The sequence below is a fragment of the Clavibacter sepedonicus genome, assembly GCF_000069225.1.
In the GTDB taxonomy this organism is placed as follows: Bacteria; Actinomycetota; Actinomycetes; order Actinomycetales; family Microbacteriaceae; genus Clavibacter; species Clavibacter sepedonicus.
In genome coordinates, this window is sequence record NC_010407.1 from 3,209,383 (window position 1) to 3,233,867 (window position 24,485).

General features: G+C 73.2%; 28 protein-coding genes. 8 read left to right on the forward strand and 20 right to left on the reverse strand.

Annotated features, from left to right (window positions below; all coding sequences use genetic code 11):
- The first annotated feature begins 46 nt into the window (after positions 1-46).
- Together CMS_RS15065 and CMS_RS15070 are read left to right on the forward strand one after the other, a co-directional pair.
- Positions 47-1,066 carry a hypothetical protein gene (locus tag CMS_RS15065; protein ID WP_012300271.1) on the forward strand — a complete coding sequence of 340 codons (1,020 nt, stop codon included), beginning with the start codon at positions 47-49 and terminating at the stop codon, positions 1,064-1,066.
- Between the two features lie 115 nt (positions 1,067-1,181).
- Positions 1,182-1,604, forward strand: coding sequence for a VOC family protein (locus tag CMS_RS15070; protein ID WP_012300272.1), 423 nt, complete (start codon positions 1,182-1,184; stop codon positions 1,602-1,604).
- A 23-nt stretch (positions 1,605-1,627) separates the two neighbouring features.
- On the opposite strand, the gene CMS_RS15075 is transcribed toward CMS_RS15070, so the two are convergent.
- Genes CMS_RS15075 through CMS_RS15085 form a run of 3 tightly spaced genes read right to left on the reverse strand, consistent with a single transcriptional unit; the run spans position 1,628 to position 4,630 of the window.
- Positions 1,628-2,491: an ABC transporter ATP-binding protein gene (locus CMS_RS15075; protein ID WP_012300273.1), complete on the reverse strand. Its 864-nt coding sequence runs from the start codon at positions 2,489-2,491 to the stop codon at positions 1,628-1,630.
- Positions 2,492-2,510: 19 nt separating this feature from the next.
- A complete protein-coding gene (locus CMS_RS15080; protein WP_012300274.1) occupies positions 2,511-3,575 on the reverse strand; it encodes a FecCD family ABC transporter permease in 1,065 nt (354 codons plus the stop codon).
- On the reverse strand, positions 3,572-4,630 hold the full coding sequence (locus CMS_RS15085) for a FecCD family ABC transporter permease (RefSeq protein ID WP_012300275.1): 1,059 nt from the start codon (positions 4,628-4,630) through the stop codon (positions 3,572-3,574). Before CMS_RS15085 ends, CMS_RS15080 begins: the two co-directional genes overlap by 4 nt.
- A gap of 102 nt (positions 4,631-4,732) precedes the next feature.
- Between CMS_RS15085 and CMS_RS15090 the strand changes: the two genes are divergently transcribed.
- Together CMS_RS15090 and CMS_RS15095 are read left to right on the forward strand one after the other, a co-directional pair.
- Positions 4,733-5,737 carry an iron-siderophore ABC transporter substrate-binding protein gene (locus tag CMS_RS15090; RefSeq protein WP_012300276.1) on the forward strand — a complete coding sequence of 335 codons (1,005 nt, stop codon included), beginning with the start codon at positions 4,733-4,735 and terminating at the stop codon, positions 5,735-5,737.
- A 98-nt stretch (positions 5,738-5,835) separates the two neighbouring features.
- A complete protein-coding gene (locus tag CMS_RS15095) occupies positions 5,836-6,423 on the forward strand; it encodes a DUF998 domain-containing protein (protein WP_231692863.1) in 588 nt (195 codons plus the stop codon).
- Positions 6,424-6,451: 28 nt separating this feature from the next.
- Here the strand turns inward: CMS_RS15095 and CMS_RS15100 are convergent, their stop codons facing one another.
- The 13 genes from CMS_RS15100 to CMS_RS15160 form a co-directional block, all read right to left on the reverse strand.
- Complete coding sequence (locus CMS_RS15100) at positions 6,452-8,431, reverse strand: cytochrome c oxidase assembly protein (RefSeq protein WP_041464776.1); 1,980 nt, start codon at positions 8,429-8,431, stop codon at positions 6,452-6,454.
- Positions 8,432-8,563: 132 nt separating this feature from the next.
- The gene (locus CMS_RS15105) at positions 8,564-8,851 is read right to left on the reverse strand and encodes an HU family DNA-binding protein (protein ID WP_012039622.1); all 288 of its coding nucleotides are present in this window, start codon (positions 8,849-8,851) and stop codon (positions 8,564-8,566) included.
- 131 nt (positions 8,852-8,982) lie between these two features.
- Positions 8,983-9,288: a 30S ribosomal protein S14 gene (gene rpsN / locus CMS_RS15110; RefSeq protein WP_012039623.1), complete on the reverse strand. Its 306-nt coding sequence runs from the start codon at positions 9,286-9,288 to the stop codon at positions 8,983-8,985.
- A gap of 2 nt (positions 9,289-9,290) precedes the next feature.
- Positions 9,291-9,458, reverse strand: a complete 168-nt coding sequence (gene rpmG, locus CMS_RS15115; protein ID WP_012300279.1) for a 50S ribosomal protein L33 — start codon at positions 9,456-9,458, stop codon at positions 9,291-9,293.
- Positions 9,458-9,694: a 50S ribosomal protein L28 gene (gene rpmB, locus CMS_RS15120; protein ID WP_012039624.1), complete on the reverse strand. Its 237-nt coding sequence runs from the start codon at positions 9,692-9,694 to the stop codon at positions 9,458-9,460. The genes rpmG and rpmB overlap by 1 nt, the downstream gene beginning before the upstream one ends.
- Before the next feature lie 194 nt (positions 9,695-9,888).
- Complete coding sequence (locus CMS_RS15125) at positions 9,889-10,332, reverse strand: Fur family transcriptional regulator (protein WP_012300280.1); 444 nt, start codon at positions 10,330-10,332, stop codon at positions 9,889-9,891.
- Positions 10,329-11,255 (reverse strand): metal ABC transporter permease, encoded by a 927-nt coding sequence (locus CMS_RS15130; RefSeq protein WP_012300281.1) that lies wholly within the window; start codon positions 11,253-11,255, stop codon positions 10,329-10,331. The genes CMS_RS15125 and CMS_RS15130 overlap by 4 nt, the downstream gene beginning before the upstream one ends.
- Positions 11,252-12,190, reverse strand: a complete 939-nt coding sequence (locus CMS_RS15135; RefSeq protein ID WP_012300282.1) for a metal ABC transporter ATP-binding protein — start codon at positions 12,188-12,190, stop codon at positions 11,252-11,254. The genes CMS_RS15130 and CMS_RS15135 overlap by 4 nt, the downstream gene beginning before the upstream one ends.
- The gene (locus tag CMS_RS15140; protein WP_012300283.1) at positions 12,187-13,134 is read right to left on the reverse strand and encodes a metal ABC transporter substrate-binding protein; all 948 of its coding nucleotides are present in this window, start codon (positions 13,132-13,134) and stop codon (positions 12,187-12,189) included. The genes CMS_RS15135 and CMS_RS15140 overlap by 4 nt, the downstream gene beginning before the upstream one ends.
- A gap of 69 nt (positions 13,135-13,203) precedes the next feature.
- Positions 13,204-14,604, reverse strand: coding sequence for a dihydrolipoamide acetyltransferase family protein (locus CMS_RS15145; protein ID WP_041464777.1), 1,401 nt, complete (start codon positions 14,602-14,604; stop codon positions 13,204-13,206).
- Between the two features lie 60 nt (positions 14,605-14,664).
- Positions 14,665-15,630 carry an alpha-ketoacid dehydrogenase subunit beta gene (locus CMS_RS15150; protein ID WP_012300285.1) on the reverse strand — a complete coding sequence of 322 codons (966 nt, stop codon included), beginning with the start codon at positions 15,628-15,630 and terminating at the stop codon, positions 14,665-14,667.
- 86 nt (positions 15,631-15,716) lie between these two features.
- Entirely contained in the window at positions 15,717-16,829 is a 1,113-nt protein-coding gene (locus CMS_RS15155; protein ID WP_012300286.1) for a thiamine pyrophosphate-dependent dehydrogenase E1 component subunit alpha, read from the reverse strand.
- A gap of 9 nt (positions 16,830-16,838) precedes the next feature.
- Positions 16,839-17,954, reverse strand: a complete 1,116-nt coding sequence (locus CMS_RS15160; RefSeq protein WP_012300287.1) for a pyridoxal phosphate-dependent aminotransferase — start codon at positions 17,952-17,954, stop codon at positions 16,839-16,841.
- Between the two features lie 70 nt (positions 17,955-18,024).
- On the opposite strand from CMS_RS15160, the gene CMS_RS15165 reads away from it, so the two are divergent.
- Positions 18,025-18,420, forward strand: coding sequence for a phage holin family protein (locus tag CMS_RS15165; RefSeq protein WP_012300288.1), 396 nt, complete (start codon positions 18,025-18,027; stop codon positions 18,418-18,420).
- An 8-nt stretch (positions 18,421-18,428) separates the two neighbouring features.
- Here CMS_RS15165 and CMS_RS15170 read toward each other — a convergent pair whose 3' ends face one another.
- Both CMS_RS15170 and CMS_RS15175 read right to left on the reverse strand, forming a co-directional pair.
- Positions 18,429-19,790, reverse strand: coding sequence for a hypothetical protein (locus tag CMS_RS15170; RefSeq protein WP_012300289.1), 1,362 nt, complete (start codon positions 19,788-19,790; stop codon positions 18,429-18,431).
- Positions 19,787-20,098, reverse strand: coding sequence for a hypothetical protein (locus CMS_RS15175; protein ID WP_012300290.1), 312 nt, complete (start codon positions 20,096-20,098; stop codon positions 19,787-19,789). Before CMS_RS15175 ends, CMS_RS15170 begins: the two co-directional genes overlap by 4 nt.
- A 132-nt stretch (positions 20,099-20,230) precedes the next feature.
- Here CMS_RS15175 and CMS_RS15180 point away from each other — a divergent pair, with 132 nt between their 5' ends.
- Both CMS_RS15180 and purB read left to right on the forward strand, forming a co-directional pair.
- Complete coding sequence (locus tag CMS_RS15180; RefSeq protein ID WP_012300291.1) at positions 20,231-20,758, forward strand: low molecular weight protein-tyrosine-phosphatase; 528 nt, start codon at positions 20,231-20,233, stop codon at positions 20,756-20,758.
- Between the two features lie 13 nt (positions 20,759-20,771).
- Positions 20,772-22,154, forward strand: coding sequence for an adenylosuccinate lyase (purB, locus tag CMS_RS15185; protein ID WP_041464778.1), 1,383 nt, complete (start codon positions 20,772-20,774; stop codon positions 22,152-22,154).
- 119 nt (positions 22,155-22,273) lie between these two features.
- On the opposite strand, the gene CMS_RS15190 is transcribed toward purB, so the two are convergent.
- Positions 22,274-22,543 (reverse strand): hypothetical protein, encoded by a 270-nt coding sequence (locus tag CMS_RS15190; RefSeq protein ID WP_012300293.1) that lies wholly within the window; start codon positions 22,541-22,543, stop codon positions 22,274-22,276.
- A 2-nt stretch (positions 22,544-22,545) separates the two neighbouring features.
- Positions 22,546-23,220 carry a hypothetical protein gene (locus CMS_RS15195; protein ID WP_012300294.1) on the reverse strand — a complete coding sequence of 225 codons (675 nt, stop codon included), beginning with the start codon at positions 23,218-23,220 and terminating at the stop codon, positions 22,546-22,548.
- A 324-nt stretch (positions 23,221-23,544) separates the two neighbouring features.
- Between CMS_RS15195 and ppgK the strand changes: the two genes are divergently transcribed.
- On the forward strand, positions 23,545-24,429 hold the full coding sequence (gene ppgK / locus CMS_RS15205; RefSeq protein WP_012300296.1) for a polyphosphate--glucose phosphotransferase: 885 nt from the start codon (positions 23,545-23,547) through the stop codon (positions 24,427-24,429).
- The last annotated feature ends 56 nt before the right edge of the window (positions 24,430-24,485 follow it).

A 24,485-nucleotide genomic window follows, 5' to 3' on the forward strand; every position in this document is an offset into this window, starting at 1 on the left:
CGCCCGGCCGCGGAGGCGTCGATGCCCCGCCCGTAGGATGATCCGCATGCCGAGCCCCGCCGTCGACGCGCGCGGGGAGCTGCGTCGGGCGGTCCTCGTGTGGTCGCTGCTCGCGGCGCTCCTGGTCGGGGCGTTCCTCGGCACCGTCGCGTCGCTCAACCAGGGCACCTTCAGCGCCCACGGCTTCGTGCGCTCCTACCTCGACGCCCTCGCGCGCGAGGACAGCCGCGACGCGCTCTCCGCTCCCGGCGTCGTGCTGCCGGACACGGGGAGCCGCGCCCTCCTCGACGCCCGCGCGCTGCCCGGCCTCGCCGACGTGGAGCTCGTGTCCGACGAGCCCGCGGGCGACGGCGAGCGCGCGGTCACGTACTCCTACACGCTGCCGTCGGGGCCCGGATCCACCGAGTTCCTGGTGCGCGAGACCCCCGCCGCCCTCGGCCTCTTCGCGCGGTGGGAGTTCGCGACGAGCCCGGTCGCGGCGATCGACCTCGAGCTGCGGCACGCGGCGACGTTCACGGCCAACGGGCTGGCCGTATCGGCGACGCCCGGGGGCGAGGCTGCCGAAGGCGCCGGATCCACGTACCTCGTGCTCGCGCCCGCGTCCCTCGCGCTCGACCACGCATCCGAGTACCTCCAGGCCGAGGACGCGGAGGTCGCCGTGACCGAGCCGGGCAGCGTCGTGCCGGCCCGCGTCGACGCCGAGCCCACCGACGACCTCGTGGCGTCCGTGCAGTCCGAGGTCGAGTCCTACCTGACGCAGTGCACGACGCAGGCCGTGCTGTACCCGTCGGGCTGCCCGTTCGGGAAGACGATCCGCGACCGGATCACCGCGCCGCCCGTGTGGAGCATGACGGCCATGCCCGAGATCACCCTGCAGCCCGCGAGCGACGACCCCGCCGACCTCGACTGGGTCGTGCCGTCGACGGTCGGCACCGCGCACATCAAGGTGCCGGTCCGCTCCCTGTACGACGGCAGCGTCAAGGACCTCGACGAGGACGTGCCGTTCAGCGTGAGCTGGCGGGTCAGCGTGGACGAGACCTCGGGCGTGCGGATCCAGGGCCTCTAGCCGCTCCCGGCACCCTCCCCCCGCGTCACGGTGCGGTGCGGGGGCGGCCGGGCCAGGATCGGGACGCAACAGGGTCCGTGCGACCGCGGGGATCCGTCACCCGAGGAGCGCCCCCATGTCCGCGACCATGAACCCGTACCTGTCCTTCCGCGACCAGGCGGCCGACGCGCTCCTCTTCTACCAGGGGATCTTCGGCGGCGAGGTCGAGACGACCACGTTCGGCGATGGCGGCATGGCCACGGATCCGGCCGAGGCGGACAAGGTCATGCACGGCCAGCTGACCTCCGGCGCGGGCTTCGTGCTCATGGCGTCGGACACCCCGGCCGCGATGGGCGTGCCGAGCGGATCCGCCATCACGCTCTCGCTGTCGGGCGACGACGCGGACGTGCTCGGCGGTTGGTGGGACGCGCTGACGGCCGACGGCACGATCGTGCTCCCGCTGGAGCCCGCGCCGTGGGGCGATCGGTTCGGCATGTGCACGGACCGCTTCGGGATCGACTGGATGGTGTCGATCAGCGCGCCGCCGGCCGCCGCCTGATCCGGTCGGCCGGGTCGCCCGGCTCAGGCCCACCGGCCTCCGCTCGGGACGATGAGCGGCGTGTGCGAGACGGGGTCGTCGATCACCAGGCACGGGAGGCCGAAGACCTCCTCCACCAGCTCGGCCGTGACGATGTCGCGCGGGGCGCCCGACGCGACCACGCGGCCGTCCGCCATCACGATGAGGTGGTCGGCGTAGCGCGCGGCGTGGTTGAGGTCGTGCAGCACGGCGACGATGGTGCTGCCGTCGCGGTGCAGGTCGGCGAGGAGGTCGAGCAGCTCGATCTGGTGGGCGATGTCGAGGAACGTCGTCGGCTCGTCGAGCAGCAACACGGGCGTCTGCTGCGCGAGCGCCATCGCGACCCACACGCGCTGGCGCTGGCCGCCGGAGAGCTCGTCGACGTGGCGGTCCGCGAGGTCGGCGACGCCCGTCGCGGCCATCGCCTCCTGCACGGCGTCCTCGTCGGTGGACGTCCACTGGCGGATGAGGTTCTGGTGCGGGAACCGGCCGCGCGCCACGAGGTCGGCCACCGTGATCCCCTCGGGCGCGATGGCGCTCTGCGGCAGGAGGCCGACGATGCGCGCGACCTCCTTCGCACGGTAGGAGCCGAGCGGCCGGTCGTCGAGGAGCACGCCGCCCGCGGTCGGCGCGAGCAGGCGCGACAGCGCGCGGAGCAGGGTCGACTTCCCGCACGCGTTCGGGCCGACGATCACGGTGAACGAGCGGTCCGGCACGGACACGTCGAGCTGCTCGGAGATCACCCGCCGGTCGTAGGAGAGCGTGACGCCCTCGGCGCGGAGACGCGGGGCGCCGGTCGCTGCCGACGCGGTGGGCGCGGCGGCCGCGGGCGCGCGGGTCTCGGTGTCGTCCACGGGTGGATCTCCCATCGGGTCGGGGGCGGGGGCGTCAGGCACGTCGGGACGCCTCGCGGATCAGCAGCGCGATCAGGTAGGCGCCGCCGACGACGACCGTGACGATGCCCACGGGCACCGTCCCCGGCAGCGCGTGCTGGGCGGCGAAGTCCGCGGCGAGCAGCAGCAGGCCGCCCGTGAGCGCGGCCGGCACGAGCGGCAGGCCGGCGCTCCGCGTGAGGCGGCGGGCGATCTGCGGGGCCGCGAGCGCGACGAACGCGATCGGCCCGGACGCGGCCGTCACGACCGCGGTGAGCGCGACGCCGAGGATCAGCAGCGCGAGCCGCGTGGGCTCGGCCCGCACGCCGTGGGCGCGCGCGGCGTCGTCGCCGAGCTCGAGCTGCCGCAGCGGCGCGGAGAGCAGCAGGATCGCGGGCGCCAGCACGAGGAGGGCGACGAACGCCGGCAGCGCGCGGTCCCAGCCGACGAGCGCGAGGGATCCGGCGCCCCAGATCGACGCGGCCATCGCGACCTCGGTGCCCGCCTTCAGCAGCAGGAACGTGTTGACCCCGTGCAGCACGGCCGTGACGGCGATGCCCGTGATGATCAGCCGGAACCCCTGCACGCCGCCACGGTACGCGAGCAGGTACACGACGAGCGCCGTGCCGAGCCCGCCCGCGAGCGCCCCGATCGCCGTGGGCAGGAAGGTCGCGCCCGCCAGCGTCGTCACGATGAGCGCGCCCGTGTAGGCGCCCGTCGAGAAGCCGATGACGTCGGGCGATCCGAGCGGGTTGCGCGTGAGCGACTGGAACACGGCGCCGGCGACCCCGAGCGCGGCGCCGAACGCGGCGAGCACGCGCGGGAGGCGCCACTCGAGCACGATGGTCGACGCGAACGAGCCGTCGGGGAGCAGCATCGCGCGGATCACCTCGGGCACCGTCAGCGGGAAGTCGCCGGTGCCGAGCGCCACGAGCGCGAGGGCGAGGATCGCGACGGCGAGCGCCGCGCCCACGAGCACCTCGCGGCGCTGCAGCCGGATGCCGACGACGGGCAGGCGTACGGTGCCGGGAATGCGCGCGGCGGGGCGGCGGCCGGCGTCGGCGCGGGCGCGCGCGCTCACAGCCCCGCCGCCCTCTGTCGGCGGACGAGGAGGATCAGCACGGGCGCGCCCAGCACGGCCGTCACGATCCCGGCGGGCAGCTCGGCCGGGCGCAGCACGACGCGGCCCACGATGTCGGCGCCGAGCAGGAGCACGGGCGCGAGCACGATCGTGTACGCGAGGATCCAGCGCTGGTCGGGCCCCACGATCCAGCGCGCGATGTGCGGGATCATCAGCCCCACGAACGCGATCGGCCCCGCCATCGCGGTCGCCCCGCCCGCGAGCAGCGTCACGGCCACGACGGCCACGGCCCGCACGACGACGACGTTCGCGCCGAGCGAGCGCGCGAGGTCGTCGCCGAGCGCGACCGCGTCGAGGCTCCGGGCGATGAGGGCGGCGAGCATCACGCCCCCCGCGAGGAACGGCGCGACCGGCAGGAGGGCGTCCCAGCCGCGGTCCTGCAGCGAGCCCGACTCCCACGCGCGCATGGCGCTGAAGCCCTGGGGGTCGGCCAGGAGCATCCCCGAGGTGATGCCCGCGAGCACCGCGCCGAGGGCAACGCCGGCGAGCGTGAGGCGCACGGGATCCCCGCCGCCGCGCCCCGCGGATCCGACGACGTAGACCACCACGGCCGCCACGAGTGCCCCCGCGAAGGCGAACCAGATGTAACCGCTCACGGCGGTCACGCCGAGCACGCCCGTCGCGATGGCGACCGCGAACGCCGAGCCGGCGGTGACGCCGAGGATGCCGGGATCCGCCAGCGGGTTCCGCGTGACGGCCTGGATGAGCGCGCCCGCGACCCCGAGCGCGAGCCCCGCGGCCAGGCCGACGAGGGTGCGCGGGACGCGGAGGTCGAGGATCACGACGAGCTCGGCCGGATCGCGCGGCCGCCCGGCGAGCGCGTCGACGACGGCGCCGAGCGGGATGTCGCGCGACCCCACGGCGACGCTCGCCAGGCACGCGAGCACGAGCACCCCGAGCGCGAGCAGCAGGCCCGCCGAGCGCGTGAGTCCGCTCCGCGCCCGGCCCTCGGGGGCGTCGGGGGCGGAGGCGCGCGCGAGGACCCGGAGCGACATGGCCCCGTCAGCCTACCGTGCCGTTAGGTTAGGCTCCCCTTGCCTGACGGGATCCACACCGGCCCGTCAGCCCGCACCCGAACACCCGAGAGGCCCCGCAACATGAGGTTCCCCACCACCGGCTCCGCCCTCGTCGCGCTCACCGTCGCGACGCTCGCCCTCACCGGATGCACCGCCTCCTCCGACCCCGGCGCCTCCGCCCCGCCCGCGTCCGGATCCGCGACCGGCGCCTTCCCCTCGACCGTCGACACGAAGTTCGGCGCGGTCACCGTGCCGAGCGAGCCGAAGCGCGTCGTCGCGCTCGGCTGGGGCGACGCGGAGACCGCGCTCGCGCTCGGCGTGCAGCCCGTCGGCGCGTCCGACTGGCTCGGCTTCGGCGCCGACGCGGACGGCGTCGGCCCGTGGGCGCAGGGCCTCTACACGCAGAAGCCGCAGATCATTGAGACCCTCGAGCCGTCCTACGAGGCGATCGCGGCGCTCACGCCCGACCTCATCCTCGACACCAAGGGATCCGGCGACCAGGACCGCTACGACCGCCTCTCGCAGATCGCCCCCACCATCGGCGTGCCCGAGGGCGCCGACAGCTACCTCACCGACATGGACGACCAGGTCGACATGATCGCCGAGGCGCTCGGCCGCGAGGACCAGGGCGACGCCCTCCTCGACGCGGTCGACACGCGCTTCGACGCGGTCGCGGCCGCGCACCCGGACTGGAAGGGCAAGACGGCCACCGCCGCCACCAAGACCAGCGAGGGCTGGGGCGCCTACGCCGAGGGCAGCGAGCGCGTCGCGTTCCTCGAGCGCCTCGGCTTCGAGCAGAGCCCGACCATCGCGGGGATCCCCGTCAACGCCGGCGGCTTCTCGGTCGACGTCTCCTCCGAGCAGCTCGACCTGCTCGACGCCGACGTGATCGTGGCGTTCCCGATCTTCATCGACAAGTCCGTCATCACCGACGACCCGCTGTGGCAGGCGATCCCCGCGGTCGCGGCCGGCCACTCCATCGTCCTCGACGGCGACGTCTCGTCGGCCTACTCGATCGGCACCACGCTCTCCACCGGCTACGCGCTCGACCAGCTCGTGCCGCTGCTGGAGACCGCGACGAGCTGATCCGGATCCGCACCCCGAGCACCCGCACCGCCCCCGTCCCCGCCGCCGCCGGCGTCGCCTGGATCGCCGCCGCCGTCGTCTACGTCGGCACCGAGGCGATCGCCGCGTCCGCCTTCCCCGGTTACAGCTACTCCGCCAACTACATCAGCGACCTCGGCGTTCCGGACGTCGCCGTGTTCCAGGGCCGCGCCATCGACTCGCCGCTGCACGCGGTGATGAACGCCGGCTTCATCCTGCAGGGCGTGCTCTACCTGCTCGCCGCCGTCATCGCGACCCGGGCCCTCCGCGCCGGCCCCCGCCGGACGTTCCTCGCCCTCGCCGCGGTGCACGCCGTCGGGATCACGGTGGTCGGCCTCGTCCACGGCAGCGCCTCGAGCGCGGCGAGCGGCATCGGCTGGATGCACGTGGTCGGGGCGGGGCTCGCGATCATCGCGGGCAACGCGGCCTCGATCGTCGCGGGTCTCGGATCCGGCCGCGTCGGCGCCGCGCGCGTCTTCCGCATCGCGAGCGTCGCGCTGGGCGTCGTCGGCCTCATCGCGGTCGCGCTGCTCGAGGTGCTCGGCGGGTCGGACATCGACGGGATCTGGGAGCGCGGATCCGTCTACACGGTCACCGCGTGGGAGCTGATGACGGGCATCGCCGTGCTCGTCGCCGCCCGCCGCCGCCGCGGGAGCACGCGCGACTGACCCGCGCCACCCGGTCGGGCAGGAGGGCTCAGCGCCGCTCGGCCGCCTGCAGCGCCTCGAGGTTGCGGTTGTACGCCTCGAGCTCGGCGTCGCCGTCGCGGTCGGCCTTGCGGTCGTACCGGACCGAGTCCCGCTTGTCGCTCTTGCTCCACATGATCGCCGTGACGATCGCCAGCACCACCGTCGGGATCTCCCCGATGCTCCACGCGATGCCGCCGCCGGCCTGCTGGTCGGCCAGCGCCGACTCGCCCCACGGCCGCCCCATCGCTCCGAACCAGTCCGCGAGCAGCAGCCCGGTGCCGGTCATGAGCGAGAGGCCGAAGAACGCGTGGAACGCCATGGTCGCGAGCAGCAGCAGCAGGCGCATCGGGTAGGCGAGGCGCACCGGCATGGGATCCACGCCGATGAGGTTCTGCGTGAAGAGGTACCCGACGATGAGGAAGTGCACGATCATCCACTGGTGCCCGATGTGGTCGGTCGTGGCCCAGCTGAACAGCGGCGAGTAGTAGAAGACGAGGAGCGAGCCGGCGAAGAGCACGGCAGCCACGACCGGGTGGCCCACGAACGACGCGAACTTCGAGTGCATGGCCATGAGGATCCACTCGCGGCCGCCGCGGCTGCCGTCCTGCCGCTTGCGGATGGCGCGCATCGCGAGCGTGACGGGGGCGCCCGGCACCAGCAGCAGCGGGATGACCATGGCGAGCACCATGTGCGCCAGCATGTGCGAGCTGAAGAGGTACTTCTGGTAGACGTTCACGCCGCCGTTGGTGATGTAGAAGAGGCCGATCATGCCCGCGACCCAGAGGATCGTGCGGTGCAGGGGCCACGCGTCGCCGCGCGTGCGGAGGCGGTGCACGCCGGCGAGGTAGAAGAAGATCCCGAAGGCGCACAGCAGGATCCAGAGCAGGTCGAAGTTCCACTCGGTGAGGTAGCGCATGGGCGTCAGCTCGGGCGGCAGCGGCTCGCCGGTGAGGATCTGCGCGGGCGTCGGATCCGGAAGCTGCGTCGCGACGACCTGGCTCACGGGCGGCGCCGTGCGGGCGAGAGCCGCGGCGACCCCGGACGCGACGCCCATGAACGCGAGCTCGGCGGTGACGAGCCACCAGAACGGCCCGCGCGCCGCGGATCCGCGCTCCTCGAGCCGGCCGATGAGCACCCGCCGGTACGCGGCGCCGAAGAGCCCCAGCGCGAGGAGCGCCGCCACCTTGATCAGCACGAGCAGCCCGTACGCGGTCAGCAGCCGGTCGAGCGAGCCTACGCGGATCTCGGCGCTCACGTACCCGGAGGCCGCGACGACCACGAAGCACACGAGCGCCACGGCGGAGTAGCGGCGCAGCACCGGCACGAGCCGGTCGCCGTCGAGCTTCGACCGCAGCAGCGCCAGCGTGACCAGGCCACCCAGCCAGATCGCGGCGAAGACGAGGTGCAGGCCGAGCGCGTTGACCGCGGCGTCGTGCCCCTCGGTGCCGCCCGCGTGGCCCTGCTGCGCCATCGGCACGAGACCGCCCACGGCGATGACGAGCACGAACGCGATGGCCGTGTGGTTGCGGACCGCGAAGCACAGCACCGTGACGGTCGCCGCGATCAGAGTGGTCGCGAGCCAGGCCTGGCCCACGGAGATCTGCGTCAGCACCAGGCCGAGGCTCGTGCCGAACTCCGCGCTGAACGAGAACGCGGTGCCCGAGACGCTGAGGAAGGTGAAGAAGGCGGTGATCGCGGAGGCGACCGTCCAGAGGGCGGCGCCCGCGGCCGCGATGTCGAGCGCGCGGCCGTACTCGGGGCGCTGGCGCGACAGGGCGAAGGCCGCGAGCAGCAGCGCGCCGATGGCCGTCGCCGCGGAGATGTTCACCATCATCTTCGCCGCGGGCAGCCCGTAGCGGACCACGGGCCCGGCGTCCTCGAGGAGCTGCGGGGCGGCACCCCCGCCGATGGCGAGGGCGGCCAGCAGGGAGAGGAACGCGACGATGAGGAGGGCGGCGGGCCCCGCGACGCGGAGGAGTCTGGGCATGAGGGGATCAGCCTAACTCGCCCGTCCTGACGGGCGGCTGGCGGCCGTCGGCACCCGCGCGACCGGCCGGGAACGCGACAGCGGGGGCGTCGACCGGAGTCGACGCCCCCGCTGGGCGTGTGGTGAGGAGGACTACTTGACGGCGGCCTTGAGCTTGCTGCCGGCGGAGACCTTGACGCCCTTGGACGCCTTGATCTCGAGGGGCTCGCCCGTCTGCGGGTTGCGGCCGGTGCGCGCGGCGCGAGCCGTCTGCTCGAACGCGACCCAGCCCGGGATCGTGACCTTCACGCCGTCGGCGACGTTGGTCGCGACGGTCGAGAAGAGCGCGTCCAGGACGCCGTTGACGGCGGCCTGGCTCTGGCCCGACTCCGCGGCGACGGCGGCAACGAGCTCGGTGCGGTTGAGTGACTTGTCAGCCATGGGTGTCCTCCTCGGACCTGGTGCCGTTCTTCACGAGCGGCCGTGTGGTGGATGGGGTCTGTCTACGTCAGCGGACCGTGCGAGCCGAAGAGGCCATCAGCGGTCCGTTCGGCCGTACGGCCGCTTGGAACCTACCAGCTGGACTTCGTGATGCCCGGAAGCTCGCCGCGGTGGGCCATGTCACGGAAGCGCACGCGCGAGATGCCGAACTTCGACAGGTTGCCGCGGGGGCGTCCGTCGATGCCGTCGCGGTTGCGGACGCGGATGGGCGAGGCGTCGCGCGGGAGGCGCTGGATGCCGGCGCGGGCGGCCTCGCGGCTCTCGTCGGTGCCGTTCGGGTCCACGAGGGCCTTCTTCAGCTCGAGGCGCTTCGCGGCGTACCGCTCGACGATGACCTTGCGCTGCTCGTTGCGGGCGATCTTGCTCTTCTTGGCCATGGTTAGCGCTCCTCGCGGAAGTCGACGTGCGTGCGGACGACCGGGTCGTACTTCTTCAGCACGAGGCGGTCGGGGTTGTTGCGGCGGTTCTTGCGGGTCACGTACGTGTACCCGGTGCCGGCCGTCGAGCGGAGCTTGATGATCGGACGGACGTCCTGCTGCTTGGCCATTAGATCTTCACCCCACGAGCGAGGATGTCCTTGACGACGGACTCGATGCCGCGGGCGTCGATGACCTTGATGCCCTTCGCGGAGAGCGTGAGCTTGACGTTGCGACGCAGCGAGGGGACGTAGTACGTCTTCTTCTGCACGTTCGGGTCGAAGCGGCGCTTGGTGCGCCGGTGCGAGTGCGAGATGTTGTGTCCGAAGCCGGGGACGGCGCCGGTCACCTGGCAGGTTGCTGCCATGGTTTCCTCCGTAGGTACCGTAGGGCGAGACCGCCCTACCCAAGATTTCTTGTCGGCACGCCCGTCCCCGGTTCTCGAGAGAAGGGGATCCGCCCCTCGGGAGGGGCAGCGGGCGCACATGCGAGCGGATGAGCCGCTCGGCAAAGGTCGAGATTACGCGACGACACGCCCGGACGCAAGCCGGGGGCCCGGGATCATGCGGATGCGGGGGCCTCGGCGACGCCGGCCGTCGGCCCGTCCGCCGCCTCGGCAGCGCGGCGCGTGCACTCGGCGCAGAGCCCGAAGACGTCGACCACGTGGCTCGGCGCGGTGAAGCCGTTGCGCGCCGCGACGTCGTGCGCCCACGACTCGACCTCGTCGGCCGCGATCTCGACGGTCTTGCCGCAGACGCGGCAGATGAGGTGGTGGTGGTGGCCGCCCGATGCGCACGTGCGGTAGAGCGCCTCGCCGTCGGGCGACTGCAGCGAGTCGGCGTCGCCCTCCGCGGCGAGGTCGCCGAGCGCGCGGTAGACGGTGGCCAGCCCGATCGGGGATCCCGCGTCGTGCAGGCGCGCGTGCAGGCGCTGCGCGCTCACGAACTCCGTCGATGCGTCGAGCGCCTGCCGGACGGCCTCGCGCTGCCACGTGTTCCGCTTCATGCCCGTGCCCTCCCGGCGGTCGATCCTCCCCGCCCCGTCAGGGTACGCGTCCCGCCCGACGTGCCGCTGCGCGCCCGGAGGGCGCCGATGCCGCGGCAGACGAGGTAGATCGTGAACGAGATGGTGGTGACGTACGGGCTGATGGGGATGCTGCTGCCGAGCGCGAGCATGATGCCGCCCACGATGCTCGCGAGGGCGAACAGCACGCTGAGCGAGACGACCACGCGCGGCGTCGAGGAGACGCGCATCGCCGCGGCCGCGGGCGTGACCAGCAGCGAGAGCACGAGCAGCGCGCCGACGATCTGGATGGAGACCGCCGTGCCGAGGCCGAGCAGGATCATGAAGACGATCGAGAGCATCCGCACCGGGACGCCGCGGGCCGCGGCCACGTCGGGGTCGACGCTCGCGAACATCAGCGGGCGCCACACGACGGCGAGGCCGACGATGACGACGGCGCTGATGGCCACGAGGTAGCCGAGCTGCGGGTTGTCGACCGACACGATCTGACCGGTGAGCAGTCCGAACTTGTTGCTCGCGCGTCCGTCGTAGAGGGCGAGGAAGAGGATCCCGAGGCCCAGGCCGAACGGCATGATCACGGCGATGATCGAGTTGCGGTCCTTCGCCCGCGTGCCGAGCACGCCGATGGCGATGGCGGCGATCAGCGAGCCCACCAGGGATCCGCCGACCACGTTGACGCCGAGCAGCAGGGCCGCCGCGGCTCCCGCGAACGAGAGCTCGCTCACGCCGTGCACCGCGAAGGCGAGGTCGCGCGTCATGACGAACACGCCGATGAGGCCGCCCACGACGCCGAGCACGGCGCCCGCGATGATGCTGTTCCGCAGCAGCGCGACGAGCGCGCCGTAGTCGGAGAAGTCGAACAGGCGCGACCAGACGTCGCCCGCGTCGGCGAGGAGGTGGATCACGCGGCCCTCCCGTCGGTCGAGCCGACGGCGCCCTCGGGGCCCGCGGCGTGGGAGCCCGCGGCGTCGGAACCTGCGCCCTCGGGGCCCGCGGCGTGGAGGCCGTGCGGCCCGTGGTCGCCGTGCTCGTCGTGATCGTGGTCGGCGTGCGAGTGGTGCCCGTGCGGGTCGTCGGTGGCGCCGACCACGACCACGCGGCCGCGTACACGCACCACGTCGACGGGTGTGCCGTAAAGCGAGCTCAGCACCTCCGAGTCGAGGACCTCATCGGGCGTGCCGATGCGGAACCGGCCGCCTACGAGGTACAGGACCCGGTCGACCATGTCGAGCACCGGGTTGACGTCGTGGGTGACGAACACGACGGCCGCCTCGGTCTCCCTGCGGTGCCGGTCGATGAGCTCGCTGACCACGCGCTGGTGGCCGAGGTCGAGGCTGAGGAGCGGTTCGTCGCAGAGGAGGAGCCGCGGATCCGACGCCAGGGCCTGGGCCACGCGCAGCCGCTGCTGCTCGCCGCCCGAGAGCGTCGCGACCGGGGCGTCCGCGTAGGCCGTGGCGCCGACCGCGTCGAGCAGCTCGTCGACCCGGGCCCGCTCGGCCCGCCGGCTGATCGGCAGTCCCCAGCGGTGGCCGGTGACGCCGAAGCCGACGAGGTCGCGCGCCCGCACGGGCGTGGCCGCGGTGATGAGCTTCTGCTGCGGGATGTAGCCGATGCGCCGCGCACCGCGGCGCATCGGCTCGTCGAGGAAGCGCATCTCCCCCGACGTGAGGCGCTGGGCGCCGAGGACGGACTTGAGGAAGCTGGTCTTGCCGGATCCGTTCGGACCCAGCACCGCGACGAACTCGCCGGGTGCCACGTCGAGGTCGAGTCCGCTCCAGAGGGTGCGCGCGCCGAACGCGAGCGTCGCGTCCCGGAGGCTCAGGACGGGTGCGCCGGTCACGATCCCCGGATCGCGGAGGCCACGGCGTCGACGTTCTCGGTCATCCACTCAACGTACCCGCTGCCCGCGGGCAGGTCGGCGGGGAGCGTCTCCGTGACCGGGACCACCGGGACGCCGGCGGCCTTCGCGGCGGCGACCACCTGGTCGGTCGTGGCACCCGTGGTCTGCGAGTTGTAGACGAGCGCGGCGACCTTCTTCTCGGCGAAGAGCGCGAGCGTCTCCTTGAGCACGTCGGCCGGGACGTCGGTGCCCTCCTCGACGGCCTCGCTGAACTCGTCCGGCGTGCGGTTCTCGAGGCCCATGGCGCTCGTCATGTAGAGGGGCACGGGCTCGGTGATCGCGACGCCCTTGCCGGTGCCCGCGGGCTTCGCGGCGGCCTCGGCCTGGGCGATGCCGTCGAGCTTCGCGGTGAACGCCTGCTCGTTGGCCTCGAACGTGGCGGCGCCCGGAGCGTCGGCCTTCGAGAACGCCTGCTCGATCTCCTCGGCCAGCTTCTTCATCGTCGGCATGTCGTACCAGACGTGCTCGTTGAGCTCGCCCTCGGCCGGCTTCTGGTCGAAGCCGGAGATGTCGACCGCGTTGAGCAGGACGGGGCTCTTCCCGCCGGGGAGCGCCTTGATCATGGTGTCGACGAAGTCGTCGTAGCCGCCGCCGTTCTGGATCACGATGTCGGCCGTGGAGAGCGCCAGCTGGTCGCGCGAGGTGGCCTGGTACTCGTGGGGGTCCTTGTCGGGGCTGTCGATGATGGACGTCACCTTCACGTCGTCGCCGCCGATCTGCTGCGCGATGTCGCCGTAGACGTCGGTCGAGGCGACGACCTCGAGCGTGCCCGTGCCGGACGCCGACGCATCGGCGGAGGGGGTGGTGGATCCGGATGCGCAGCCGGCGAGCGGGACGGCGAGGAGCGAGACGGCGAGCAGGGCGGTGAGGGGGCGACGGTTCATGGATCCGACATTACGGTATTGATAACCACTCTCAAGACCACGGCGCCCCCGCTGTGGAGGGCGGCCCCCTCACTCCAGGAGCAGCGCCGGCTCCTCGATGATGCTCGCGACGTCCGCCAGGAACCGGCTCGCCACGTCGCCGTCGACCACGCGGTGGTCGAAGCTCGCGCCGATGGTCGTCACGAAGCGCGGACGCACCTCGCCGTCGACGACCCACGGCTTCTGCTTGATCGTGCCGAGCGCGACGATCGCGACCTCGCCCGGGTTGAGGATGGGCGTGCCCGTGTCCATCCCGAAGACGCCGATGTTGGTGATCGTGATGGTGCCCTGGCCCATGTCGGCCGGGGTCGTCTTGCCGTCGCGGGCCGTGAGCGTCAGCTGCTCGAGCGCGCGGGCGAGCTCCAGCAGCGACATGGCCTGCGCCTCCTTGACGTTCGGCACGACGAGCCCGCGGGGGGTCGCGGCGGCCACGCCGAGGTTCACGTAGTGGCGGACGATGATCTCCTGGTCGGTCCACGAGGAGTTGACCGTGGGGTTCCGGCGCACGGCCCAGATCATCGCCTTCGCCATGATGAGCAGCGGCGAGACCTTGACGCCCGCGAAGTCGGTGGACGCCTTGAGCCGCTTGACGAACTCCATCGTGCGCGTGGCGTCGACGTCGACGAAGAGGCTCACGTGCGGCGCCTGGAACGCGCTCTGCACCATGGCCGCGGCGATGACCTTGCGGACGCCCTTGACGGGGATCCGGTCCTCGCGCGCATCCGGCCACTCGGGCGTCTCGATGTTCTTGAAGACGCTCGCCTGCTGGGCGGTGCGGATGACGTCCTCGCGCGTGATCTCGCCGACGAGCCCGGTGGCCTCGACCTCGGCCAGGTCGACCTCGAGGTCCTTAGCGAGCTTGCGGATGGGGGGCTTCGCGATGATCGGCACGGCCGAGGCGGCGGGCACCGAGTCCGGACGCGGGGCGCGGGCGGCGGGGGCTCCGGCCTGCGCGCCCGGGCGGGCGGCGTGGCGCGCGGCCGGGGCGGCATCGCCCGGCTCGGCACGGCGACGCCGGCTCGCGACCTTGCCGACCGTGCCGTATCCCACAAGCACGGCACCGGAGGTCTCGTCTGCGGCGGGAGCGGGCGCCGGCTCGCGGTTCTCGATGGCCGTGTCGTCCTCGATCACCGTCTCGCCGGGCAGCGCCATCTGCGCGGGCGTCTCCGCGGGCCCGGACACGCTCGGCGAGCCCTGCGCGATCGCGATGATCGGCGTGCCCACCTCGACCGTCTGGCCCTCCTGCACGAGCAGGCCGGAGACCGTGCCCTCGAACGGGCTCGGCAGCTCGACGAGCGACTTCGCGGTCTCGATCTCGACGATCACCTGGTTGAGCGCCACCTGGTCGCCCGGCTGCACGCGCCACGAGACGATCTCGGCGTCGATGAGGCCCTCGCCCACGTCGGGCAGGGTGAACTCGGAATCAGCCATCGTGCGGTCCTTGTCATCGTGCCGCTGGGGAGCGGCGGGCATCTGTGCGGCGGGCGGCGTCTAGTAGGCGAGCGAGCGGTCGACGGCCTCGAGGATGCGGTCGGCATCCGGGAGGTACAGCGTCTCGAGCTTGGCGGGAGGGAAGGGGGCGTCGAAGCCGGAGACGCGGATCACCGGCGCCTCGAGCGAGTAGAACGCGCGCTCGGTGACGGTGGCCGCGATCTCGGAGCCGACGGACACATGGCCGGGCGCCTCCTGCGCGACGACGAGGCGGCCGGTGCGCTGGACCGACTCGAGGATGGGGCCGTAGTCGACGGGCGACAGCGAGCGCAGGTCGACGACCTCGACGCTCGTGCCCTCCTCGGCGGCGAGCTCGGCGGCCTGGAGCAGCATCGCGACCATGGCGCCATGGCCGACGAGCGTGACGTCGGTGCCGGAGCGCACGACGCGGCTCTCGTGCAGGCCGAGGCCCGGAGCGGAGAGGTCGACCTCGCCCTTCGGCCGGTAGCGCGCCTTGGGCTCGAAGAACATGACCGGGTCGTCGCTCTGGATGGCCTCCTGGATCATCCAGTAGGCGTCGTGCGGGGTGCTCGGGCTCACGACGCGGAGGCCGGGCGTGTGCGCGAAGTACGCCTCGGGGCTCTCCTGGTGGTGCTCGATGGCGCCGATGTGGCCGCCGTACGGCACGCGGATCACGACGGGCATGCGCACGGCGCCCTCGTGCCGGTTGGTGATCTTGGCGAGCTGGCTCGTGATCTGGTCGAAGGCCGGGTAGATGAAGCCGTCGAACTGGATCTCGCAGACCGGCCGGTAGCCGCGCATGGCGAGCCCGATGGCCGTGCCGACGATGCCGGACTCGGCGAGCGGGGTGTCGATGACGCGGCGGGCGCCGAAGTCGCGCTGCAGGTGCTCGGTGATGCGGAAGACGCCGCCGAGCGGACCGATGTCCTCGCCCATGAGCAGGACCTTGTCGTCGTCCTCGAGCGCGCGGCGGAGGCCGGCGTTGAGGGCCTTCGCCATCGGCATGGTCTCGATGCCGGCGGGGGCTCCCGCGCTCGGGGTGGCGGCGTCGTCGGATCCGGCGGGCGTGGCCGCGCGGTCGATGGTGTCGGTCATCGGTTCCCCTCCAGGGAGGCCTCGTAGCGCTCGAGCCACTCGCGCTGCTCCGTCGTGACGGGGTGCGGCTCCGAGTAGACGTGGTCGAAGATGCCGGGCAGCGCGGGGCTGGTGAGCTCGATGGTGCGGCGGCGGACGTCGGCGGCGAGGTCCTTGGCCTCCTCGTCGATGCCGTCGAAGAGCGACTGCGGCGCGCCCTGGTTTCGCAGGTACGCCTCGAGCCGGGCGATCGGGTCCTTGGCAACCCAGCCCTGCAGCTCGTCGTCGGTGCGGTACTTCGTGGGGTCGTCGCTCGAGGTGTGCGCGCCGACGCGGTACGTGAGCGCCTCGATGAAGGAGGGGCCGCCGCCGTTCCGCGCGTCGTCGAGGTGCTTGGCCGTGACGGCGTAGCTCGCGAAGACGTCGTTGCCGTCGACCTGGGTGCTGGGCACGCCGAAGCCGCGGGAGCGGAGGTAGAGGGGCGTGCGCGACTGCGTGCTGACGGGGACCGAGATCGCCCAGTGGTTGTTCTGCAGGAAGAAGACCTGCGGGGTCTGGAAGCTCGCGGCGAAGACGAACGCCTCGCTCACGTCGCCCTGGCTGGTGGCGCCGTCGCCGTAGTAGGCGATGACGGCGGTGTCGCGGTCCGGGTCGCCCGTGCCGACGTCGCCGTCGAACGCGACGCCCATCGCGTAGCCCGTGGCGTGCAGCGCCTGCGAGCCGATGACCAGTGTGTAGAGGTGGAAGTTCGCCACGGCCGGATCCCATCCGCCGTGCGTGACGCCGCGCATGAGGCGGACGATGTCGACCGGGTCGACACCGCGGATCAGCGCGACGCCGTGCTCGCGGTAGGCGGGGAACACGTGATCCTGCGGGCGCGTGGCCCGACCGGATCCGACCTGAGCCGCCTCCTGCCCGGTGCTCGGCGCCCAAAGGCCGAGGTGGCCCTGGCGCTGGAGGTTGGTGGCCTCGAGGTCGAACGCCCGCGTGAGGCGCATGTCGCGGAGGAAGCCGCTGTGCTCGTCCTCCGTGAGTCGCTCGAAGTACGGGAGGAACTCCTCGGCGGAGTCGCTCGGTGCGAGCTCGCCCGCGGGGGTCAGGAGCTGGACCGTCACATCGCTTTCCGGCATCGTCCCAACCTACCGGCGCGCAGGGTGGCCCTCCGGCAGCCCCTGGACAATCTCGGCCGACGCTTTCAGGAGCTTCCGGACAGAGGCCGGCTCGCCGATGGTGACGCGGATGCCCTCGCCCGCGAACGCGCGCACCACCAGCCCGGCGGCAGCCAGCTGCGCCTCCACCTCGGCGGTCTCGGTGCCCGTGGCCAGCCAGACGAAGTTACCGTGGGGTCGCGGCACATCCCATCCCTGCTCGGTGAGGGCGCGCCAGGCCTCGTCCCGGTCGCGCGCCAGGACGGCCACGCGCTCCAGGAGCTCGTCCTCGTGCTCGAGCGACGCCAGCGCCGCGTGCTGCGCATGGCCCGTGACGGACAGCGGGATGGCGGCGGAGCGGGCGGCGTCGAGGATGCGCGGGTGCCCCACGGCGTAGCCGATGCGGAGGCCGGCGAGGCCGTACGCCTTCGAGAAGGTGCGGAGGACGACGAGGTTCGGGTGGTCGGCCACGAGGCGCATGCCGTCGAGGGCATGCTCCTTCCCGACGAACTCGCCGTACGCCTCGTCGAGCAGCACGAGCACGTCGCGCGGGACGGCGGCGAGCAGGCGCTCGAGGTCGGCCTCCGTCACGAGGGTGCCGGTGGGGTTGTTCGGGGTGCAGACGATCACGACGCGCGTGCGGTCCGTGAGGGCCGCGATCATGCCGTCGACGTCGTGCGAGTGGTCGGGCAGGTTCGGGACGGGCACGCCCGTGGCTCCCGCGACCGTGATGAGCGTGGGGTACGCCTCGAAGGAGCGCCACGCGTGGACGACCTCGTCGCCCGGGCCCGCGGCGGCCGTGATGAGCTGCGAGAGGATCGCGACGGATCCCGCGCCCGCGTGGACGTGGTCGACCGTGACGCCGAAGCGCTCGGCGAGCGCGGTGCGCAGCAGGGTCGCGCCCGCATCGGGGTAGCGGTTCACGTCGCGCACGGCGTCGAGCGCCGCGAGGACGGAGGGCAGCGGCTCGAACGGGTTCTCGTTGCTGGAGAGCTTGAAGTCGTCCTCGCCGGCCGGCTTGCCCTGTCGGTAGGCGACCATGGCCGCGATGGCGGGACGGAGCCTGACGGGCGCGGCGTCGTCGAGGGGCGCGGGTTCGGGGATCACCGGGCGATTCTACGGGCGGGTCACCGCCTGGCCCATGGTCCGCGCGGGCGGCGTCTGCGAGGATCGCCGCATGCCCCGATTCCTCGTCCGCGTGGTCGTCAACGCCGTCGCGCTCTGGCTCACCACCCTCATCGTCTCCGGCACCATCGTGACCGCCTACGAACCGGGCGACACCACGGCCACGGTGCTCACCTACCTGCTGCTCGGCGCGATCTTCGGCGTCGTGAACGGCGTGATCGGCACGGCCATCCGGATCGTGGCGTTCCCGCTCTACATCCTCACGCTCGGCCTCATCGCGCTCATCGTCAACGGGCTGCTCTTCCTCCTGGTCGGCGCCATCTCCGACGCGCTCGGCTTCGGCCTCACGGTCGAGGGATTCTGGTGGGGCGTGCTCGGCGCCCTGCTCATGGCGTTCTTCAGCTGGCTGGTGGGTCTCGTCCTCCGCCCGGTGACCTCGAGGGCCTGACCCGCGGGTCACATCCCACCGCCCGGTGCACCCGACGGCCTGATCGGTCCGCGCTCCGCCCGGTAGAGGTGGGAGGCGACGGGCGTCGCCCCGTCGAGGAACCCGTGGAGCTCGTCGCGCGCGCGCTCCAGGAGCGGCGAGCGCGATGCGTCCATCTCGGCCGCCGTCTCCCGGTAGGTGTCGAGCTCGTGCGCGCCAAGCGGACCCGCCTGCGCGGTCGGCGCGAAGGCAGGGGTGCGCACCACGACGTCGTCGCCCGCGTCCCCCTCCGACGTCCGCGCGCCCCCGAGCGCGGGGACGGGGTCGTCCGTGTGCTCCACCGCCACGCCGTCGATCCCCTCGCGGATCGGCAGCTGCCCGACCGGGGAGCCGAACGTGAGCTCGTGGGTGACGTGGAAGCCCGGCGCGTCGCCCACCGACCGCGCGAGGATCCCGCCCATCGAGTAGCCGATGACGTAGACCTCGTCGTCCGCGGTCGCGCCCGCGTCGCGGAGCGCAGTCTCGGCCGCGTGGACGGCGGATCCGCCCTCCGTGGCGAGCGCGGCTACCGCCGAGGCGGGTCCGAAGTCCTCGCGCCCGGTGCGCGGATCCAGGGTCACCATGCCGCCGAGGTACGCCACGAAGCGGCGGCGCCCGTCCGGAGCGCGGTACTCCTCGACGCGCATCTGCGGGGCGCCGGGGACCGGGTCGGGGATCCGCTCGGAGAGGTCGCCCAGCGTCGCGGGCGCCGATCGGAGGGCGTCACGGCGGACGCGGACGGTCGCCGGCGCGTCCCGGAGCAGGCCCACCGCGCCCAGGGCGGCGAGGAGGCCAGCGGTCGTCTCGCGCACGCCGTCGTCGCCAGCAGGGCGCCCCGGCAGGAAGCGCGTGGCCGAGGCCGCGATGTCCGAGACCACGTCGCGGAGGACGCCGGGGAGCACGATGCGGCCGGGCCCGTCGGGATGGAGGGCGAGCATGCTGCCGACGCCCAGCAGCCGGAGCCCGCCCAGCCTCAGCGGGTCGGGCTCGCCGCCGATGCCGCCCAGCAAGGCGCGAGCCGCATCCGTCGCACCTTCGCCCGAGGCGGATCGCACGCAGCGGTCCACGTCCCGCTCCCCGTCCACGTACTGGGCGGCGACGCGGCGCAGGTCCGCGGCGAGCGCCCGCGCATCGTGTGCGGCGGAGGCCAGGAGGCCGCGCGGGGCGTCGAGGGCCGCATCGTGATCGCCCGTGATGGAGGCCACCAGCGGCGGCAGGGCGAGCGCGCGGGCATGGTCGTCCAGGCGCCCGCCCGCGTCGTCGAGCCGCGCGGCGATGCGCGTGAGGTCGTCCGTCTCGACCGCGGTGCCGCCTCCCTCCGTGACGGTGAGCCCCGCGACCGCCGCGGTCACGCGTGCGCTCCGGGGCAGCCGGGCGCGGACGCGTCGTGGAGGAGGGTGCCGGCGAGCGCCACGCGGCCGGCGAGGTCGTCGAGGGCACGGACGAACGCGTCGTGCGCGCGGCCGGACCACGACGGGTCGTCCCGGCAGGACGCGATGTCGCGCTGCGTCTCCGCGACCGCATCGGCGATGGCGGCGAGCGCGTGCGCGCGCGTCAGCGCCTCCGCGCGGAGCTGGCCGGGTGTGCTCCCGCTCCCCCGCCCCGTGCCGCCGAGCGGATCGCCGCCGCCCGCATCCCATCCGCCCGGCTGTTCCCGCATCACGTCCCGTCCTCTCCCGTGGGCCCGCATCGTGCGCCGGCGGCGACCAGGGCCAGCCGCCGGGGGCCGCATCCGGGGGACGGGCCGCGGATCGGGGATGTGGGGAGGGACCGCAGCCGACAGAATGAGCGCATGGGAGCCCCCGACTCTCCGGCCGCGACGGCTCCACCCGTCTTCCGGATCGCCTTCGTCTGCACCGGCAACATCTGCCGCTCCCCCATGGCGGAGGTCGTCTTCCGGGACCTGGTCCAGCGGGCCGGGTACGCGGACCGCGTCTCCGTGACGAGCGCCGGCACGGGCGACTGGCACGTGGGCGAGCAGGCGGACGCGCGGACGCTCGCCGCGCTCGAGCGCCGCGGCCTGGCCGGATCCGCGCACCGCGCCAAGCAGTTCGACCCGGACACGCTCCCGGACCTCGACCTGGTCGTCGTGTTCGATCGCGGACAGGAGCGGACGCTGCGGCAGTGGGCCAGGACGGAGGCGGACCGGGCGAAGATCCACCTGCTGCTGTCGTTCGATCCTCCACAGGCCCACCTGCGGGACGTGCCCGACCCGTACTACACGGACGCGGCGATGTTCGATCGGGTTCTTGGGATGATAGAGCGAGCCGCCCGGGCCCTCCTCGCGCAGGTGGAGCCCGGCATCCGTCCCCCCAGCTAGGAGATCCCCCCGCATGAGCCCGTTGCCCCCGCAGGTGCTGAGCCCCCTCGACGGCCGCTACGCCCCCGTCGTCACCGAGCTCGGCGAGCACCTCTCGGAGGCGGGCCTCAACCGGGCGCGCATCCACGTCGAGATCGAGTGGCTCATCCACCTCACCGACCGGTCGCTCCTCTCCTCCTCGCCGTTCACGGACGAGCAGAAGACGGCCCTGCGCGAGGTCGTCGAGGGCTTCGGGCAGGAGCAGATCGACGCGCTCGCCCGCGTCGAGGCCGTCACCCGGCACGACGTGAAGGCCGTGGAGTACTTCGTGCGCGACCGCCTCGAGGAGCTCGGCCTCGGCCACGTCGCGGAGCTCACGCACTTCGCGTGCACGAGCGAGGACATCAACAACCTCTCCTACGCGCTCGTCATCGACCGCGCCGTGCGCGAGGTGTGGCTGCCGAAGCTGGTCTCCGTCATCGGCGCGCTGCGCGAGCGGGCCCTCCTCTTCCGCGACGACGCCATGCTGTCCCGCACGCACGGGCAGCCGGCCACGCCCACCACCCTCGGCAAGGAGCTCGCGGTGTTCGTGCACCGGCTCGAGCGCCTGCGGGCCGACGTGGAGGACGTCGAGGTGCTCGGCAAGTTCAGCGGCGCCACCGGCACATTCGCCGCGCACCTCGCCGCCGACGCGGACGTCGACTGGCCCGCGGAGTCGCGCGCCTTCGTCACGTCGCTCGGGCTCGTGTGGAACCCGCTGACCACGCAGATCGAGTCGCACGACTGGCAGGCCGAGCTCTACACGCGCATCGCCCACGTCAACCGCGTGCTGCACAACCTCTGCACCGACGTGTGGACCTACATCTCCATGGGGTACTTCCGGCAGATCCCGCAGGCCGGCGCCACCGGCTCGTCCACCATGCCGCACAAGATCAACCCCATCCGCTTCGAGAACGCGGAGGCGAACCTCGAGCTCTCGGACGCGCTGCTCGACTCGCTGGCGTCCACGCTCGTCACGTCGCGGCTCCAGCGCGACCTCACCGACTCGACGACGCAGCGCAACGTCGGCGTCGCGCTCGGGCACTCGCTGCTGGCGCTCGACAACATCGGGCGCGGGCTGCTCGAGATCGACGTCGACCGGGCGCTGCTCGCGGCCGACCTCGACGGAAACTGGGAGATCCTCGGCGAGGCCATCCAGACCGTCATCCGCGCCGAGATCGTGGCGGGACGCAGCTCCATCAGCGACCCGTACGCGGTTCTCAAGGAGCTCACGCGCGGCAAGCGCGTGGGGCGCGACGAGATGCGCGCGTTCGTCTCCGGGCTCGACATCGGGGACCAGGCCAAGGCGCGGCTGCTCGAGCTGACCCCGGCGGGCTACGCGGGGCTGGCGTCGCAGCTGGTCGACCACATCCTCTGAGCCGGCTGGCCCGGGGGCGGAGGTGCGGGGATCCGCGGCTCGGCCCCCGGACCCGACGCGGTCGAGTGGCGTCAGGCGGTCAGACGGTCAGGAGGGCCGGCCGGGTGTCGCGACGACGCTCAGTGCCGGGTCGGCCGATCCGGGTGGTCCTGGTCGTCCATGTCCTGCAGCTCGTCGCGGTTGGGCTTGAACGACAGCACGAGCATGGCCATCATCACGAGCGCGCCGATGAACGCAACGCCCGTGAAGACGATCACGACCGTCCAGCCCTGGGCGTCGGCCGGCCGGGTGCTGAGGGCCACGATGAGGCCCACGAACGCGGCGAGCACGCCCGCGATGCCGAGCAGCTCGGCGGGGCGCATGCGGTCCTTGCGGATGTTGGAAGTCACGGTCAGCTCGCGCTCTCGGTGGTCCGGGGGGCGTCCGCCGCGGAGGTCGCGGTGGGCGTGGAGGTGCCCCATTTCATGCTCAGGGCGGCGATGACCAGGAAGACCCCGACGATCGCCGCGTAGGCGCCCAGGAGGCCGACGGCCACGACGGGAGCGGTGAGCTGGCCCTCGCGCTGCTCGACCCCGCCGTACTGCACGACGAGGTCCGGCGGCACCAGGAGGAAGGCGACGGCGAGGACGACGGTGAGCGCGCCGGCGGTGACGGCGTCGGTGGCGCCCGGCACGCGGCCGCGCGAGCGCAGGCCGGCGACGAGCTCCAGGAACCCGGTGACGACGGCCCAGACGCTGACGACGTAGAGGAGCACGAGCACGCCCCCGTCGCGCGCGAGCAGTGCGGCGACGCCGGCCACCGCGGTGATCGCGCCCTGCACGATGGCGCCGGTGCGGATCCGCGCGGCGGGACCGCGGAGGACCCGGGCGCCGAGGCCCGCGGTGATGGGCCCGGAGAGGATCGCGAAGACCCCGAACGCCACGAGGCCGAGGGACGGCGAGTGGTCGGTGGAGAAGGTGATGAACGCGGCGAGCGCGAGGGCGGGCAGTGCGCGCAGGAGGAGCACGGGCCAGTACGCCGCCCGGAACGTCAGCTCGTCCTCGGACACGGCAGCCTCTTTCTCCATCCCGGCCAGCCTACTCGGTGGGTTCCTGGGCGGATGCTCGGCCGGGCGCCGCGGCGACGGTCCTGCCGGGCTGGCATAGGCTCGATCCGTGACGAGTCCCCTCCCCCGTCTGGCCGCCGCGGCGGCCGGTGCGGTCGTCGGGCTCGCGGTCGTCTGCGCCGTGGGCGTGGCCTGCGGGATCGTCTACGCGAACCGGGCGTTCTGAGGCGCGGCGGCCCCGCGGCCGACGGCCCGGGATCCACCTGCCGGGCCGCTTGATCCGCCGCTCCGCCCGCCGCGCACCCGCGCCCCGCAACCCGCAACCCGCAACCGAGAGGCCCCGCCGTGCCCCAGCCCGAGACCGCGCCGCGGCCCGCCTCCGAGACCGGCCGCGCGGCAGGCGGGTTCATCCCCGTCGACCGCGCCGTCGTCGCCGCGCCCGAGGGCGCCGCGGAGCACCTCGCCCGTCGCGACCGGCTGGCTCTCGGGATCGACATCGGCGGCACGACGCTCAAGGCCGGGATCGTCGACGTCACCACGGGGATCCGGCTCACCGAGCGCATGACCGTCGCGAAGCCCGTGGGCGGCGAGCCCGAGGACATCGCGGACGTGATCGCCGAGATCGTGCTGGAGCTGACGCCCGACGAGGACCTGCCCGTGGGCGTCGGCGTCCCCGGCATCGTACGGGACGGCATCGTCCGCTCCTCCGCCCACATCTCCGACCGGTGGCTCGGCATGGACGCGCGCACCGCCATCCGCGAGCGCAGCGGGATCGACGTCCTCACCGTCAACGACGCCGACGCCGCGGGCGTGGCCGAGCTCGAGTACGGCGTGCTGCAGGGCCGCGACGGCCTCGTGATCCTCACGACGCTCGGCACCGGGATCGGCACGGCGCTGCTGCACGACGGCACGCTCATCCCGAACAGCGAGCTGGGACACGTGCACATCGACGGCGGCGACTACGAGATGCAGGCCGCGTTCTCCGCCGTGCGCCGCGAGGGGCTGACCTTCGAGGCGTGGGCGGCGCGGCTGGAGCGCTACTACCGGCACCTCGAGTCGATCATGTCGCCCGACCTCATCGTCGTCGGCGGCGCGGCGGCGCACGAGTTCGCGCGCTTCTCCGGGTTCCTGCACCTCGACACCGAGATCATCGCGGCGAGCCGGGGCAACGACGCCGGGCTGGTCGGGGCGGCGCTGCTCGCGCACCGGGCGGGCGTCGCGCCCGACTGATCCGGCGCGGTACGAGCCGGGACGAGCCGAGCCGACACGCTCCCGCCCGCCGCGGA

Excerpts from the sequence above, each read along its gene's own strand:
- CMS_RS15175 (WP_012300290.1), bottom strand. The coding sequence starts at position 20,098 with ATGCGGGAACAGCCGGGCGGATGGGATGCGGGCGGCGGCGATCCGCTC.
- CMS_RS15105 (WP_012039622.1), bottom strand. The coding sequence starts at position 8,851 with ATGGCTGACAAGTCACTCAACCGCACCGAGCTCGTTGCCGCCGTCGCC.
- CMS_RS15145 (WP_041464777.1), bottom strand. The coding sequence starts at position 14,604 with ATGGCTGATTCCGAGTTCACCCTGCCCGACGTGGGCGAGGGCCTCATC.
- CMS_RS15065 (WP_012300271.1), top strand. The coding sequence starts at position 47 with ATGCCGAGCCCCGCCGTCGACGCGCGCGGGGAGCTGCGTCGGGCGGTC.
- CMS_RS15155 (WP_012300286.1), bottom strand. The coding sequence starts at position 16,829 with ATGCCGGAAAGCGATGTGACGGTCCAGCTCCTGACCCCCGCGGGCGAG.
- CMS_RS15090 (WP_012300276.1), top strand. The coding sequence starts at position 4,733 with ATGAGGTTCCCCACCACCGGCTCCGCCCTCGTCGCGCTCACCGTCGCG.
- CMS_RS15070 (WP_012300272.1), top strand. The coding sequence starts at position 1,182 with ATGTCCGCGACCATGAACCCGTACCTGTCCTTCCGCGACCAGGCGGCC.
- rpsN (WP_012039623.1), bottom strand. The coding sequence starts at position 9,288 with ATGGCCAAGAAGAGCAAGATCGCCCGCAACGAGCAGCGCAAGGTCATC.
- CMS_RS15075 (WP_012300273.1), bottom strand. The coding sequence starts at position 2,491 with ATGGGAGATCCACCCGTGGACGACACCGAGACCCGCGCGCCCGCGGCC.
- CMS_RS15180 (WP_012300291.1), top strand. The coding sequence starts at position 20,231 with ATGGGAGCCCCCGACTCTCCGGCCGCGACGGCTCCACCCGTCTTCCGG.
- CMS_RS15125 (WP_012300280.1), bottom strand. The coding sequence starts at position 10,332 with ATGAAGCGGAACACGTGGCAGCGCGAGGCCGTCCGGCAGGCGCTCGAC.
- rpmG (WP_012300279.1), bottom strand. The coding sequence starts at position 9,458 with ATGGCCAAGCAGCAGGACGTCCGTCCGATCATCAAGCTCCGCTCGACG.
- CMS_RS15150 (WP_012300285.1), bottom strand. The coding sequence starts at position 15,630 with ATGCCGATGGCGAAGGCCCTCAACGCCGGCCTCCGCCGCGCGCTCGAG.
- CMS_RS15165 (WP_012300288.1), top strand. The coding sequence starts at position 18,025 with ATGCCCCGATTCCTCGTCCGCGTGGTCGTCAACGCCGTCGCGCTCTGG.
- CMS_RS15085 (WP_012300275.1), bottom strand. The coding sequence starts at position 4,630 with ATGTCGCTCCGGGTCCTCGCGCGCGCCTCCGCCCCCGACGCCCCCGAG.
- CMS_RS15140 (WP_012300283.1), bottom strand. The coding sequence starts at position 13,134 with ATGAACCGTCGCCCCCTCACCGCCCTGCTCGCCGTCTCGCTCCTCGCC.
- purB (WP_041464778.1), top strand. The coding sequence starts at position 20,772 with ATGAGCCCGTTGCCCCCGCAGGTGCTGAGCCCCCTCGACGGCCGCTAC.
- CMS_RS15195 (WP_012300294.1), bottom strand. The coding sequence starts at position 23,220 with ATGGAGAAAGAGGCTGCCGTGTCCGAGGACGAGCTGACGTTCCGGGCG.
- rpmB (WP_012039624.1), bottom strand. The coding sequence starts at position 9,694 with ATGGCAGCAACCTGCCAGGTGACCGGCGCCGTCCCCGGCTTCGGACAC.
- CMS_RS15100 (WP_041464776.1), bottom strand. The coding sequence starts at position 8,431 with ATGCCCAGACTCCTCCGCGTCGCGGGGCCCGCCGCCCTCCTCATCGTC.